Source organism: Streptomyces sp. NBC_01723 (assembly GCF_036246005.1).
In the GTDB taxonomy this organism is placed as follows: Bacteria; Actinomycetota; Actinomycetes; order Streptomycetales; family Streptomycetaceae; genus Streptomyces.
The window spans coordinates 4,216,485-4,228,910 of the sequence record NZ_CP109171.1 but is presented as its reverse complement, the minus strand read 5'-3'; the positions used below and the strand labels follow the sequence as shown (position 1 = coordinate 4,228,910).

Sequence of the window (12,426 nt, the reverse complement as noted above, 5' to 3'; positions counted from 1 at the left end):
CCTCCATGCTGCACCTGCGGGTCGCGATGGGCGACTGCGGTCCCCTTTCAGTTTTCCGCCGCCACCCTCCGTACCACCGCCAGCGCCTCGCGCACCGCCCCCGGGATGTCCGTCACCGGAAAGCGGGCCAGGTGCACCACGCGTGCGCGGTCCACCACCAGCACCGCCCGCTTCAGTCGCAGCGTCTGCCCCGCACGGAACACGGGTAGCCGCAGAGCGGCGGCGAGGCGCAGGTCGACGTCCGAGAGCAGGGTGAAGGGGATGCCTTCCTCGACCGCGAACACCCTTTGCTCGTCCGGGCGTTGCGTGCTCACACCGCGCACCTCGGCGCCTGCCGCGCGGAAGTCGTCGTAGGCATCCCGGAACAGCCGGTTCTCCAGCGTGCAGCCGATGGCGACCGGGATGTCGGCCCAGCCGTCCGGCAACGGGCCCGGGCGGCCGGTCGCCGGGTAGCAGAAGAGGACGGTGGCCGCGGCCTCGGCCACCGGGTCCAGTGGGTCGCCGTCCCGGTGTCCCGGCAGTTCGAGGCCGGGCAGTCGCTCACCCAGCAGATCCGCCAGCCGCCGTGCCTCGGCGCTCTCCTCGTCGGCCGTGCCGCTCAGCGAGCCGTCGCCGAGCAGCCAGCGGTCCGCCCAGTCCTGCATCGCGAGCAGCATGGGCAGCAGCCCCCGCCCCCTCTGCGTCAGCCGGTACTCGTACCGCACCGGGCCGCTCTGACGGCGTCGGCCGGCTGATCCGCGAGGGCTGGACGTACGGGACGCGGCACCCGGTGATGCTGCCCTGCATGCTCTGGGCCACCGCCACCAACTTCGTCTGCGCCGCCCTGGTCGCCCTCACACCCCTGTACCTGGTCCGGGAAGCCGGACTGACCCCCGCACAACTCGGTTTGGTGCTGGCCATGGACGGAGTCCTGGGGCGCCCAGCCCCTCGGCGCCCTCACCGCGGGCCTGCTCGCCACGTACGTCGGGACGCACGCGGCCCTGTGGGCGGTGTGCGCCGCCGCGGTCCTGCCGCCGCTCCACCTGCTCACGTTCCCGGCGGGCCGCCGCCGGGACTTCGAGTGAAACCGGGCCCGGTTGTCGACCCCCTGGCCCCGGTCTCCCCACCGGTGCCGGGCAGAATCGCAGAGCCACCTTCACCCCGCCGACGATCGCCGTGCCGACGAGCGATGCCAGGGAGGCCCCACCGATGAGCCGCATGACCGTGGGCGACACCGCACTCCACTACGACGACCTCGGCTCCCCGGACGGGATGCCGGTCGTTCTGATCCACGGGCACCCGTTCAACCGCACGCTGTGGGCGCCCCAGGCCCGAGCTCTCGTCGCGGCCGGGCACCGGGTGGTCACTCCCGACCTGCGGGGGTACGGGGAGAGCGACGTGACGCCCGGAAAGGTGTTCCTCTCCGATCTCGCCGACGACATCGCCGCCCTCCTGGATCATCTGGACATCGAACGCGCGGTGGTCGGTGGCGTCTCCATGGGGGGCCAGATCGCCATGGAGTTCTGCCGCCACCACCTGGGGCGGGTACGGGCACTCGTCCTGTCCGACACGTCGGCCCCCGCCGAGACCGACGAGGGCAGGGCGTACCGCAACCGTCTGGCCGACCGACTGCTCGCCGAGGGCATGGCGGGCTACGCGGACGAGGTCATCGGCAAGATGCTCGCTTCCTACAACGTCGCCGCTCTCCCGGATGTGGCCGCACACGTTCTCGGCATGATGCGCGCCACCGATCCCCGTGGGGCCGCGGCGGCACTGCGCGGCCGCGCCGAACGTCCCGACTACCGCGACACCCTCGCCACCGTCGCGGTGCCGACACTGATCGTGGTCGGCGCGGACGACGTCTACACGCCCGTCACCGAGGCCGAGGCCATCGCCGGCCTCGTTCCGCACGCCGCGCTGAGCGTCATCGACGGCGCCGGGCACCTGCCGGGCGCCGAGCAGCCCGAGCGCTTCAACACCGTCTTGCTGGACTTCCTCCGGACGGCCGAGCCTGCCGGCACCGCCTCGCCGACCACTTCCTCACCGCTTCCGGACCAACCGGCGTGAATCGCGTGGGAAGATGTCGGTCGTGACCGATTCGTCGCCCTTGGTCGTCGCCGAAGGCAAGGCGCGCGTGCGTGGGTTGGGGGCCCGTGCCGCCGTCGCGCTCGTGTTCGGGTCGTCCGCCGCCGTGCTCGTGGTCGAGATCGTCGCCCTGCGGCTGCTGGCTCCCTATCTCGGGCTCACCCTCGAGACCAGCACCATGGTGATCGGCATCGCCCTCACGGCGATCGCCGTCGGGTCGTGGCTCGGGGGGAAGATCGCCGATCAGGTCGATCCCCGGCGGCTTCTCGGGCCCTCGCTCGGGGTGTCGGGGGCGGTCGTGGGGCTCACCCCCGCCGTGCTGCGCACCACCGCGGAGTGGGCGCCGACGGCGCTGCTGTTCATCGCGTCGCTGACCATCCTCGTGCCGGGCGCGCTGCTGTCCGCGGTGACGCCGATGGTGACGAAGCTGCGGCTCACCAGCCTCGCCGAGACCGGGACGGTCGTCGGACGGCTGTCGGGAGTCGGCACCGTCGGGGCCATCTTCGGGACCGTCCTCACCGGCTTCGTCCTCGTGTCGCGGTTGCCGGTCAGCGGCATCCTGATCGGGCTCGGCACGCTGCTGGTGGCCGGATCGGCGGTGGTCGAGTGGCGCACGCGCGGGTGGAGCGGTACGCCAGCCCTTGCCCTCGTGGTCGTCGCCGGGGGCCTCGCCACCGCGGTCGCGCCCGGGGGCTGCGACGCCGAGACCCGGTACCACTGCGCGCGGGTGGTCGCGGATCCCGAACGGGACAGCGGGCGCACGCTGGTCCTGGACGGTGTGCGGCACTCGTACGTCGACCTCGACGATCCGACGTTCCTGGAGTTCGCGTACGTGCGCGCCATCGCGTCCGTGGCCGACTCCGCGTTTCCCAAGGGTGAGCCGCTCGCCGCCCATCACCTGGGCGGTGGCGGGCTCACCCTTCCCCGGTACCTGGCCGCCACTCGGCCCGGGACGCGCAGCCTCGTATCCGAGATCGACAGCGGCGTCGTACGGATCGACCGGGAGCGTCTCGGTCTGCGTTCGGCCGCCGGTGTCGACGTACGCGCCGAGGACGGCAGGCTCGGTCTGCGGCGCCTGGACACGGGCAGTCGGGACCTCGTCGTCGGCGACGCCTTCGGGGGCGTCAGCGTGCCGTGGCACCTCACCACGGTGGAGGCGATGACCGACGTACGGCGGGTGCTGCGGGAGGGCGGGCTGTACGTCGCCAATCTCATCGACCACGGGGGACTGGACTTCGCGCGTGCCGAAGCCGCCACCCTCGGCGAGGTCTTCGAGCACGTCGCCCTCGTCGGCGAACCCGTCGACATCGGCCTCGCCCCGGGCACCGACCCCGACGGCGGCAACCTGGTCGTGCTCGCCTCCGACCGGCCCGTCGACCTGCGCGCGACGCAGCGGGCGCTCGACGCCCGGCGGACCGGCTGGAAGGTCGCCAGTGGTGACCGGCTCGCCTCCTGGACCGGCGACGCCCGACCGCTCACCGACGACTACGCACCCGTCGACCAGCTCCTCCAGCCGGCCGCCGCGCGGCGCGGGCCGTGACGCGAGGCCGGCGCGCTCAGCCGATGGGCGCCGGCATGGGCTGGACGTCGTACTGAAGGCGGATCGTGTCCCCGGTGGCGGGGGCGGCCAGCTCCACGGTCCAGCCGTCGGCGAACCGGTCGACGCCGGGGGGCATGGGGATGGTGCCGGAGATCAGGACGGTGCCGGGCGTGAGCCCGCCACGTGAGCGCGGCACGTCGATCCAGTAGGCGGGGGCGAGGAGTTCCGCCAGGGTGCCGTGCTGGATCTCCGTCGACGTGTCGCCGTGGGTGTCCCAGGCGCGCAGGGGGAGGTCGTCGAGGCGGGACTCCACGTCGGCCAGGCGCCAGGCGCGGCGGGCCAGGACGTCGGGACCGGCGTTCTTGCTCCAGGCCACGCCGTGCACCTCCAGGTCGCGGTCGGTGTGGTCGCAGGCGGCGGTCAGCAGCAGCTTCCTCGGCGTCCGCCACGACCAGCGCCCACTCCGCCTCGCCGGAGGTGTGCCCGTGCTGCGCCTGTACCCGGTCGGTCTGCGTTCCGGATCCCTCGGGAGATGCGGGCACGCGCAGGTGAGAGGAGGGTGGGAGGAAGGGGTGGCCGCCCGGCCGAGCCGGGGCGGCCGGATACCGCTGACCGCACTCGAGGCCATTCATGGAAACCGAAACGCAAGCCACTCTCGTCGCGGCCCTCGCGACCGGATACGCCCTGGGCCGCACCAAGAAGGGCAAACTCGCCATCGGAGTCGCCTCCGCACTCGCCGGCCAAGGGCTGCTGAGTCCCAGGGAGTTGATGACTCGGGCGCTGAGCAAGGCGTCCGAGAACCCGCAGACCGCGCAGTTGCTGGATCAGGTCCGCGGCGAGCTGATGGACTCCGCCCGCACCGCGCTGTCCGCGACCGCCGACCACCGCCTGGGCGCGCTGGCCACCTCGTTGCAGGAGCGCACCGAAGCCCTCCTGGGCCAACCCGACGGCGAGGACGAGGAGGAGGAAACGCAGGAGGACCAGGAGGACGAGGCGGAGGCGGAGGCGGAGGCGGCGCCGCCCCGACGGAGCCGGGCGAGGAAGAGCCCCGCGAAAAAGTCCGCGACCAGGACCGCACCCGCGAAGAAGGCTCCCGCCAAGAAGGCGCCCGCCGGGAAGAAGAAGGCCGCCGCCGGCAAGGCATCCGACCGCGGCAGCCGTAGGAGGTAGGCCATGGCCAAGACGGAGGAGAAGTCCACTCCAGCCGGCACCTCCGGCATGGACCAGCTCAAGGAGCAGCTGGCCGCGTTCGCCTCGGCGAAGGGCCAGCGGATGGCGGACAGGGCCGGGGAGAAGATCAGCGGCCTCGCGCAGGGTCTGGGGGACGTCGGAGACGGCAACAGCACCTTGCTCGACGTCGGCAAACGCGTACTCGGCGAAGGGCAGTCGCCGGTCAAGGCGTTCCTCGGCAAGAAGGCGGGGGACGTGAAGGACAAGGTGGTCGACACCGTGAAGGGCGCCTTCGGCGGCGGTGGCAAGGCGGGGAGCGTCAAGGTCACGAACATCGTCGAGGTGATCGACGTCGGCAAGCCGGTGCGCACCGTGTACGACCGCTGGACCCAGCTCGAGGAGTTCAGCTCCTTCACCAAGGGTGTCCAGAGCGTCTCGCAGTCGGACGAGGTCGAGAGCGACTGGAAGGCCAAGATCGCCTTCTCCAACCGCAGTTGGAAGGCCACCGTCCAGGAGCAGGTCCCCGACGAACGCATCGTCTGGAACTCCGAAGGGGGCAAGGGCACCACCCGCGGTGCCGTCAGCTTCCACGAACTGACTCCCGACCTCACGCGCGTCGTCGCCGTGGTCGAGTACTACCCGTCCGGCTTCTTCGAGAAGACCGGCAACATCTGGCGCGCGCAAGGACGTCGCCTGCGCCTCGACCTCAAGCACTTCCTGCGGTACGCCACGCTCTCCGACGACGAGGAACTGGAGGGCTGGCGCGGCGAGATCCGCGACGGCGAAGTGGTCCGCTCGCACGAGGAAGGTCTTGAGGACGACGAGAACGACGAGAACGACTCAGACGCCGATGCCGAGGACGATGCCGAGGACGAGGACGAGGAAGAAGAGGAGTACGACGACGGGGATGAGGACGAGGACGACGACGAAGAAGAAGGGCGCTAGACGCGACCGGGCCGGCGGCGTGTGCGCGCGTCGCCGGCCCCGTCTCACGGTGTCTCACGGTGTCTCACGATGAGGCATCACCGCACTCGCCGCGTGTGCCCGTACCCGGTTCCGTAGCCGGGCCCGCGGGCCGCCCGGTCCCCTTCGAAGCTCTCCCGGCGCCCATGGCCCTCCCGGCCCTCGCGCGGGCGCACGAAGTCGGAGACATGCGTCTCGCGGCCCGCCAGGTGGCCGACGACCAGCCCTGCCAGACCGAGGGCGGCGACCACCACGAACGCCGCGAACCCGCCGAAGTATCCGGCGAAGCCGAGTGCGAGACCGGTCAGGAGCCCCGTCGTGGTTGTGTTCATGGCTCGTTCCCCATTTCGTGTGCGGCTCCCCGTCGGGAGGGGCGGGGCGAGTCAGTCGACCCGCTGCCGGTTGCGGTCGCCCCCGTCCTCGTCCTCTTCATCCGCCCCCGGCAGGGCGACGTCGTTGACGTCGATGTTCACCTCCACCACCTCCAGGCCGGTCATGCGCTCCAGCGTCGCGATCACTTCGGCGCGCGTCTCCGCCGCGACCTCGGCGATCGGGTAGCCGTAGTCGGTGACCACGTCCAGGTCCACCGCCACCTGGCGTTCCCCGACCTCGACGCTCACGCCTCGGGTGACGCTCGTCCGGCCGCCGGGCATACGGTCGCGGACACCCCCGATGGCACGCGTCATGCCGGAGCCGAGGTGGTGGATGCCGGGGACCTCACGAGCCGCCATTCCGGCGATCTTCGCCGCCACGACGTCCGCGATCGTGGTCCGTCCCCCGGGCTCCGAGCCGGCGGCGCCGGTCCGCTTCTCGCCCTCCGGCGCACGGACGTCCTGCTTGGGGTCGTGCTGCGGCATGGTTCCCGGGGTCGGCCTGGCGCGGTCCGAGGCCGGGCTGTACGTCGTATGCGTCATGACGTCCTCCTGAGCGAGAGCGACGGTTCGGGGACACCTGGTCGGCACCCTTCATAGAGTTCGACACGAATGGGGCGAAATCGTCACACTTATCTGTGATCTGGCTCACGTATCCTGGGCTTGTGGCAGGACGCGCGCGAGCGCGTCACGTGGGAAGCGGACAGTGGATGTGGGGAGCGATCTCGACGAAGCGGACGACCGGGTTCTCGCGGTCCGCGCCTCCGAAGCCGACGAGGACGCCTTCGCGGTGCTCGTGCACCGGCACACCGCCCGGTTGCTCGCGCTGGCCTGCCACATGCTGGGCAGCCTCCCGGACGCCGAGGAGGTCGTGCAGGACGCCTTCGCCAGCGCCTGGAGGCGCCTTCCCGAGTTCCGGGGGGACGCCGCCTTCCACACGTGGATGTACCGCATCGTCACCAACCGCTGCCTCAACCTCCTCCGCGGGCGCACGCCCTCCCTTCCCCTGGACTCCGTCGCCGAGCCCTCGGCCCACGACGCGACCGGCGAACCGGAACGCAGTGCCGAGAACGCCGCGGCGGCTGCCGCACTGTCCCGCGCCCTCGGGGACCTGCCCGCCGGCCAACGCGCCTGCTGGATCCTCAGGGAGCTGCACGAACTCCACTACGAGGAGATCGCGCAGGTGCTGGGGGTGAGTGAACAGACCGTACGCGGCAGGCTCTTCCGGGCTCGGCGCACGCTCACGAAGGAGATGGCCCCATGGCGCTAGACCACCCCACCGCCACCTCCGCGTCCGGCCGGCCCGGCCCGGGTCACGGGAACACCGGCGAGGTTCGGTTCCCGGCCGACGAGCGACTGCCGTGCGCCCGCCTGCTGAGCGACGTATGGGAGCGGGCGCGCACCGGTCGCGATCGGGGCGACGCCCACACGGACGGGTGCGTGTACTGCCGGGACGCCGTCGAAGGGCTGACGGCGCTGGACCGCGCCACCGACGCGCTGCGCACGCGAGGGCCGAGCGCCCGCGCCCTCGTGGAGAGAATCGTCGCCGCCGTACGCGCGGAGGTACGACTCGGGCGGCTGCTGCCCCTGGACGATCCGACCGGAGAACTGCGCATCGCGGAGACCACCGCGGCCGGCGTCCTCCGCCGCGCCGCCGGACGGGTTCCGGGCGTGCTGGCCGCCAGCTGCCGGCTGGTCCCTGGCGCCGCGGGGACGGAGAACCGGGTGACCGTCGCCATGACCCTGTCCGTCACGCTCGACCAGCCCCTGCCCGGCAGGACGGAACAGGTGCGACGGGCCGTGGCCGACGCGGCGGCCCACGAGCTGGGCCTCGCCGTCGACGCGATCGACCTGCGGGTCTCGGCCGAGTGGGAGCGTCCGCACCCGACGGAAAGCCCCGCCTCGGGGCCAGGGGTGACACCATGACGGCCGTCGACCCGAGGAGCGTGGAACGGGCGGTCGCCCACGCCGCGTTGTCGGTCCCCGGAGTGGCCGGACTCCAGCCGGGCCTCGGCCGCTCACTGGCCGACGCGGCCCACGCGGCCCAGGGGCAGCATGCTCCCGGCACCGTCGCTCCGGCTCCGGGCGCCGGCGTCCGCGCCCGGTACGCGCGCGACAGCGGCGTCTGGCACGTCGAGGTCCGCTGCGTCCTCACCGAGGGCCGCCGCGCCCTCGAGACGGCCCGCGCGGTCCGCGCCCGCGCACGGGCGGCCTTACACGAGCAAGCCGTACACGCGGACACATCCCGGTACGGCACGGACGGCGGTGCGCATGCCGCCACGGGAGACTGCGTCGTCGCCGTCACGATCACGCGCATCGTGCGGGACACCTGATCGGCACCGGCACGGATCGGACCGGCCCGCCCACCGCTGAGGGCACTGGGCGTCGGCACCGATGACTCCCCCGTATCCGGGCCCCGTGCCGTTCCGTCGGGATGGCCGGCGGAAGGTCTGCGAGGATGGAAGACATGGACGTGCGGAGCAGGAACCACGTGACGGTGACCGGGCGGTCCGGCGCACCGGTGGTCATGCTGGCGCACGGGTTCGGGTGCGACCAGAACATGTGGCGTCTGGTGCTGCCGATGCTCGAACCTCATTTCACCGTCGTCCTCTTCGACCACGTGGGCTCCGGGAACTCGCAGGTGTCCGCGTGGAGCCCGGAGCGCTACGGCTCTCTGGACGGGTACGTCGACGACATCCTGGAGCTGTGCCGGGAGCTGGCCCTGGGTCCCGTCACGTTCGTGGGACATTCGGTGAGCGCGATGATGGGCGTGCTGGCCGCCGCGCGGGAGCCCGAGGCGTTCACCGGGCTCGTACTGCTCGCGCCCTCGCCCTGTTTCGTGGACGACCCGGACACCGGGTACGGGGGCGGCTTCAGTGCCCAGGACATCGATGAGCTGCTGGACTCCCTGGACGCGAACTATCTGGGCTGGTCGGGCGCCATGGCACCGGTGATCATGGGGAATCCCGAGCGGCCGGAGCTGGGTGAGGAGCTGACCAACAGCTTCTGCCGCACCGACCCGGACATCGCTCGGGTCTTCGCCCGGGTGACGTTCCTGTCCGACAACCGGCGGGACCTGGCCCGGGTGGGTGTTCCCACGCTGGTCGCCCAGAGCTCCAACGACGCGATCGCCCCGCCGGAGGTGGGCGCGTTCGTCCACGCGCAGATCCCGGAGAGCCGGCTGGTGACGCTGAACGCGACCGGGCACTGCCCCCAGCTCGCCGCCCCGCAGGAGACCGCCGCGGCCATCGCCGCGTTCGCGGAGGGCGCCGGATGATGTGCAGCACGGGGGACCAGGACGAGAGCAGGGACCCCGAGGAGGAACGGAATCCGGCCGACGAACGGGCGCGGTTCTCCGCCCTGCTGGAGGACAGCGCCGAGGACCTGTACGAGCATGCGCCCTGCGGCTACCTGTCCACGCTGCTGGACGGACAGATCGCGAAGGTCAACACCACCCTGCTGGACTGGCTGGGCTACGAGCGCCAGGATCTGGTCGGTCGCAAGCACTTCGCCGACCTGCTGACCGTCGGCGGCCGGCTCTACCACGAAACGCACTTCGCCCCGCTCCTGCGCATGCAGGGCGAGATCAAGGGCATCGCCCTGGAGCTGAAGGCCGCCGACGGCTCCCGGCTGCCCGTGATGGTCACCTCGACCGTGAAGACCGGCGACGACGGGCAGCCCCTGCTGATCCGCACCACCGTCTTCGACGCCCGCGACCGACGCGCGTACGAGACCGAGCTGCTGCGCGCCCGCAAGGAGGCCGACCTCGAACGCGACCGCCTCAAGAGCCTGAACGCCACGCTGCAGCAGACCCTGCTGCCCCCGACGCTGGTGAACATCCCGGGCCTGGACGTCTCCGCGCACTACCACATCGCCTCCGTCGACGAGGTCGGCGGCGACTTCTACGACCTCTTCCCCCTGGCGGCCGGCACCTGGGGGCTCTTCCTGGGGGACGTGTGCGGCAAGGGCGCCGCCGCGGCGGCCATCACTTCCCTGGCCCGCTACACCCTGCGCGCCGCCGCCGTCTACGACCCGGCGCCGACCACCGTCCTCGCCAACCTCAACACCGTCCTCAACCACGAGTACAACGGCACCGACCCCCGCTTCTGCACCGTCGTCTTCGGTCTGCTCACCCCGGACGAGGAGCGGGGCGGGTTTCACGTCACCCTGGCCAGCGGCGGGCACCCACCGGCCCTGCTGATGCGCTCCGACGGCACTGCCGACTACCTGCACACTCCGGGCGGCCAGCTCATCGGCATCCTGCCCGACGCCCACATCGTCGACACCACCGTCCACCTGGCCCCCGGCGACACCCTGCTCCTGCACACCGACGGCCTCACCGAAGCCCACACCGCCGCCAGCCGCGAGGAACGCTACGGTGACGACGCCCTCCTCGACTTCGGCCGCGACCTGGCTCCGACCACCGCGTCCGAGACCGTCGACGCGATCCGCGACCTGCTCGACACCTTCGGCACCGGCGTGGACGACGACACCGCCGTCCTGGCCATCCACGTGCCCCGGCCTCCCAGTGAAGAGCAGCAGTGACCGAGAATCTGACCGTCGACGTCCGCACCGGCACCACCGGAGCGGTCATCGAACTGGCAGGAGAACTGGACCATCACACCGCGCACGAGGTCCGCGCCGCGCTGCCGGGACTCGGACTGCGTCCGGGCCAGCAGCTCGTCCTGGACCTCGCGGGCCTCACGTTCTGCGACTCCAGCGGCCTCACCGTCCTGATCGCCGCCCGCAACCACGCGCTCGCCGCCGAGGCGTCCATCGCGCTGGCCGCCGTCCCCGAACGCGTCAGCCGCGTCTTCCGCGTCGTGGGCCTGGACCAGGTCTTCCCGACCCACCCCACCGCGCGGGAGGCCGAGGCCGCCTGGCGGACCCCGCCAGGCTGACCGTCGGCCGCTGTCAGGCGCCGGTGCTCTTGTTGCGGCGGCGGGTGATGATCACCGCGCCGGCGCCGAGGACGAGTGCCGCGCCGCCCGCCAGGGCGATCTTCGGCAGGGCGTCGTTCGAACCGGTCTGGGCGAGGGAGCCGGTGGTGGTGCTGGACGTGTTCACCGGGGTGGTGGAGGTGCCGCCCTGACCGGTGGGGCTGTTGGGGGCCGGCTTGTCCTTCGGGTCCTCGGGCTTGCCCGGGCCGCCGGCGTCGTCGCCCTTGGGCAGGATCTGGAAGCCGTAGTCGTCCAGGTCGGGGTAACCGCCGCAGGTGCCGTCGTCGTTGAGGTAGTCGGCGGTGACGTAGACCGAGCCCTGCCCGGCGAGGACGTCCGCGTCGACCTTCAGCCGCAGCTTGACGTCGACCGAGGCGTTCGCCTTGAGGGAGCCGATGGAGGCGCCGCCCAGCAGGTCGGCGTCGCGCCACTTCGGGTTGGCGGCGGTGGACCACTCCAGGTCGAGGTAGGAGTCCAGCTCCTTGTAGCCCTTGGTGTCGAAGCCGTGGGCGGACGCGAAGGGGTACACCTCGTCCATCGTGCTGCCGGTGCCGTTGGTGACGCGGAGGGTGAAGGTCTCCGTGGTGCCGCCGACGACCTTGTCCGGCAGTCCGCTGACGACTGCGGTGAGCTCGGGCGCGGGGACGCACTCGCCGGCCGGCTCCTCGCCCTCCTCGCCCTCGGCGTCGGAGAGCGCCTTCTCCGCGTCGTCCAGCTTCGTCTTGGCCTCGTCCCGCGCCTTCTGGAGGAGGTCGATCTTGCGGACCTGGGCGACACGTTCGTCGTCGTGGGCGGTCCGCGCCTCGGTGTGCGCGGTGTCGGCGGCGGTCTTGGCCTCGGCGGCCTCCGTGGCGGCGGTCTCGGCCTCGTCCAGCGCCGTCTGCGCCGCCGCCTTGTCCTCGTCGGTGGTGGCGGCGTCCAGCTCGGCCTGGGCGTCCACGACGGCCTGGTCGGCCTCGTCCTTGACCTTGGCGGCGTCCTCGGCGGCCTTCTCGGCCTCGATGAGCGCGGCCTTGGTCGGGTAGGTCTCCTCCTCCAAGCCCTCCTCGAGGAACTTGACGGCGTCGTTCACCGCGATGACGGCGGCGTCGTACTCCTTCTGCGCGCGTTCGACGGCCTGCTTCAGCTCTTCGATCGTCGGCTTCGCCTTCTGCGTCTGCGCGGCGGGCTTCTCGTCGGCGAAGGCGGGCGCCGACGACAGGAGGACGACCGGGGCGGTCACGGCGGCGGCGACGGCGGTCGCGAGAACACGGCGAATCTTCACATGGACCCCTGGTCGGGTGGCGAAAGGAAGCGAGGGGCGCCGCGCTCACGGAATCTTCACGCGACGCGACGCTCCGGCGATGGTATGGCCTGCTTGATCGAGGTCACAGGGGGT

15 protein-coding genes are annotated in these 12,426 nt (G+C 72.0%); 10 read left to right on the top strand and 5 right to left on the bottom strand.

The genetic code is table 11. The annotated features are described in order from the left end of the window. Window positions 1-47: 47 nt before the first annotated feature. On the bottom strand, window positions 48-704 hold the full coding sequence (locus OIE75_RS19490; RefSeq protein ID WP_329471604.1) for a redoxin domain-containing protein: 657 nt from the start codon (window positions 702-704) through the stop codon (window positions 48-50). A 484-nt stretch (window positions 705-1,188) separates the two neighbouring features. On the opposite strand from OIE75_RS19490, the gene OIE75_RS19485 reads away from it, so the two are divergent. Then, window positions 1,189-2,046 (top strand): alpha/beta fold hydrolase, encoded by an 858-nt coding sequence (locus OIE75_RS19485; RefSeq protein ID WP_443078374.1) that lies wholly within the window; start codon window positions 1,189-1,191, stop codon window positions 2,044-2,046. Window positions 2,047-2,059: 13 nt separating this feature from the next. Continuing rightward, a complete protein-coding gene (locus tag OIE75_RS19480; protein WP_443078373.1) occupies window positions 2,060-3,604 on the top strand; it encodes a fused MFS/spermidine synthase in 1,545 nt (514 codons plus the stop codon). Between the two features lie 16 nt (window positions 3,605-3,620). Here OIE75_RS19480 and OIE75_RS19475 read toward each other — a convergent pair whose 3' ends face one another. Further along, window positions 3,621-4,232, bottom strand: coding sequence for a DUF2848 family protein (locus tag OIE75_RS19475; RefSeq protein WP_329471602.1), 612 nt, complete (start codon window positions 4,230-4,232; stop codon window positions 3,621-3,623). A 2-nt stretch (window positions 4,233-4,234) separates the two neighbouring features. Between OIE75_RS19475 and OIE75_RS19470 the strand changes: the two genes are divergently transcribed. Both OIE75_RS19470 and OIE75_RS19465 read left to right on the top strand, forming a co-directional pair. Then, window positions 4,235-4,774, top strand: coding sequence for a hypothetical protein (locus OIE75_RS19470; RefSeq protein ID WP_329471601.1), 540 nt, complete (start codon window positions 4,235-4,237; stop codon window positions 4,772-4,774). Between the two features lie 3 nt (window positions 4,775-4,777). Continuing rightward, window positions 4,778-5,719, top strand: coding sequence for an SRPBCC family protein (locus tag OIE75_RS19465; RefSeq protein WP_329471600.1), 942 nt, complete (start codon window positions 4,778-4,780; stop codon window positions 5,717-5,719). A gap of 77 nt (window positions 5,720-5,796) precedes the next feature. Here OIE75_RS19465 and OIE75_RS19460 read toward each other — a convergent pair whose 3' ends face one another. Both OIE75_RS19460 and OIE75_RS19455 read right to left on the bottom strand, forming a co-directional pair. Continuing rightward, on the bottom strand, window positions 5,797-6,069 hold the full coding sequence (locus OIE75_RS19460) for a hypothetical protein (protein ID WP_307018325.1): 273 nt from the start codon (window positions 6,067-6,069) through the stop codon (window positions 5,797-5,799). 51 nt (window positions 6,070-6,120) lie between these two features. Then, window positions 6,121-6,594, bottom strand: coding sequence for an Asp23/Gls24 family envelope stress response protein (locus OIE75_RS19455; RefSeq protein ID WP_373463080.1), 474 nt, complete (start codon window positions 6,592-6,594; stop codon window positions 6,121-6,123). 226 nt (window positions 6,595-6,820) lie between these two features. Here OIE75_RS19455 and OIE75_RS19450 point away from each other — a divergent pair, with 226 nt between their 5' ends. The 6 genes from OIE75_RS19450 to OIE75_RS19425 all read left to right on the top strand — a co-directional run bounded on the left by OIE75_RS19450 (window position 6,821) and on the right by OIE75_RS19425 (window position 11,009). Then, window positions 6,821-7,378, top strand: coding sequence for an RNA polymerase sigma factor (locus tag OIE75_RS19450; protein WP_307013860.1), 558 nt, complete (start codon window positions 6,821-6,823; stop codon window positions 7,376-7,378). Continuing rightward, the gene (locus tag OIE75_RS19445; protein WP_307013858.1) at window positions 7,369-8,034 is read left to right on the top strand and encodes a hypothetical protein; all 666 of its coding nucleotides are present in this window, start codon (window positions 7,369-7,371) and stop codon (window positions 8,032-8,034) included. Before OIE75_RS19450 ends, OIE75_RS19445 begins: the two co-directional genes overlap by 10 nt. Further along, window positions 8,031-8,441 (top strand): hypothetical protein, encoded by a 411-nt coding sequence (locus tag OIE75_RS19440; protein WP_329471599.1) that lies wholly within the window; start codon window positions 8,031-8,033, stop codon window positions 8,439-8,441. Before OIE75_RS19445 ends, OIE75_RS19440 begins: the two co-directional genes overlap by 4 nt. A gap of 134 nt (window positions 8,442-8,575) precedes the next feature. After that, window positions 8,576-9,385, top strand: a complete 810-nt coding sequence (locus OIE75_RS19435; RefSeq protein ID WP_329474019.1) for an alpha/beta fold hydrolase — start codon at window positions 8,576-8,578, stop codon at window positions 9,383-9,385. Beyond that, complete coding sequence (locus OIE75_RS19430) at window positions 9,385-10,653, top strand: PP2C family protein-serine/threonine phosphatase (RefSeq protein WP_329474018.1); 1,269 nt, start codon at window positions 9,385-9,387, stop codon at window positions 10,651-10,653. Before OIE75_RS19435 ends, OIE75_RS19430 begins: the two co-directional genes overlap by 1 nt. Then, window positions 10,650-11,009: an STAS domain-containing protein gene (locus OIE75_RS19425; protein ID WP_307013855.1), complete on the top strand. Its 360-nt coding sequence runs from the start codon at window positions 10,650-10,652 to the stop codon at window positions 11,007-11,009. Before OIE75_RS19430 ends, OIE75_RS19425 begins: the two co-directional genes overlap by 4 nt. Before the next feature lie 13 nt (window positions 11,010-11,022). Here OIE75_RS19425 and OIE75_RS19420 read toward each other — a convergent pair whose 3' ends face one another. After that, window positions 11,023-12,312, bottom strand: coding sequence for an LPXTG cell wall anchor domain-containing protein (locus OIE75_RS19420; protein WP_329471598.1), 1,290 nt, complete (start codon window positions 12,310-12,312; stop codon window positions 11,023-11,025). Window positions 12,313-12,426: the final 114 nt, after the last annotated feature.

Bases quoted from the DNA above. Each gene is read 5' to 3' on its own strand.
- OIE75_RS19470 (WP_329471601.1), top strand. From the start codon at position 4,235: ATGGAAACCGAAACGCAAGCCACTCTCGTCGCGGCCCTCGCGACCGGA.
- OIE75_RS19440 (WP_329471599.1), top strand. From the start codon at position 8,031: ATGACGGCCGTCGACCCGAGGAGCGTGGAACGGGCGGTCGCCCACGCC.
- OIE75_RS19475 (WP_329471602.1), bottom strand. From the start codon at position 4,232: ATGGCCTCGAGTGCGGTCAGCGGTATCCGGCCGCCCCGGCTCGGCCGG.
- OIE75_RS19485 (WP_443078374.1), top strand. From the start codon at position 1,189: ATGAGCCGCATGACCGTGGGCGACACCGCACTCCACTACGACGACCTC.
- OIE75_RS19430 (WP_329474018.1), top strand. From the start codon at position 9,385: ATGTGCAGCACGGGGGACCAGGACGAGAGCAGGGACCCCGAGGAGGAA.
- OIE75_RS19465 (WP_329471600.1), top strand. From the start codon at position 4,778: ATGGCCAAGACGGAGGAGAAGTCCACTCCAGCCGGCACCTCCGGCATG.
- OIE75_RS19455 (WP_373463080.1), bottom strand. From the start codon at position 6,594: ATGCCGCAGCACGACCCCAAGCAGGACGTCCGTGCGCCGGAGGGCGAG.
- OIE75_RS19480 (WP_443078373.1), top strand. From the start codon at position 2,060: ATGTCGGTCGTGACCGATTCGTCGCCCTTGGTCGTCGCCGAAGGCAAG.
- OIE75_RS19460 (WP_307018325.1), bottom strand. From the start codon at position 6,069: ATGAACACAACCACGACGGGGCTCCTGACCGGTCTCGCACTCGGCTTC.
- OIE75_RS19445 (WP_307013858.1), top strand. From the start codon at position 7,369: ATGGCGCTAGACCACCCCACCGCCACCTCCGCGTCCGGCCGGCCCGGC.
- OIE75_RS19435 (WP_329474019.1), top strand. From the start codon at position 8,576: ATGGACGTGCGGAGCAGGAACCACGTGACGGTGACCGGGCGGTCCGGC.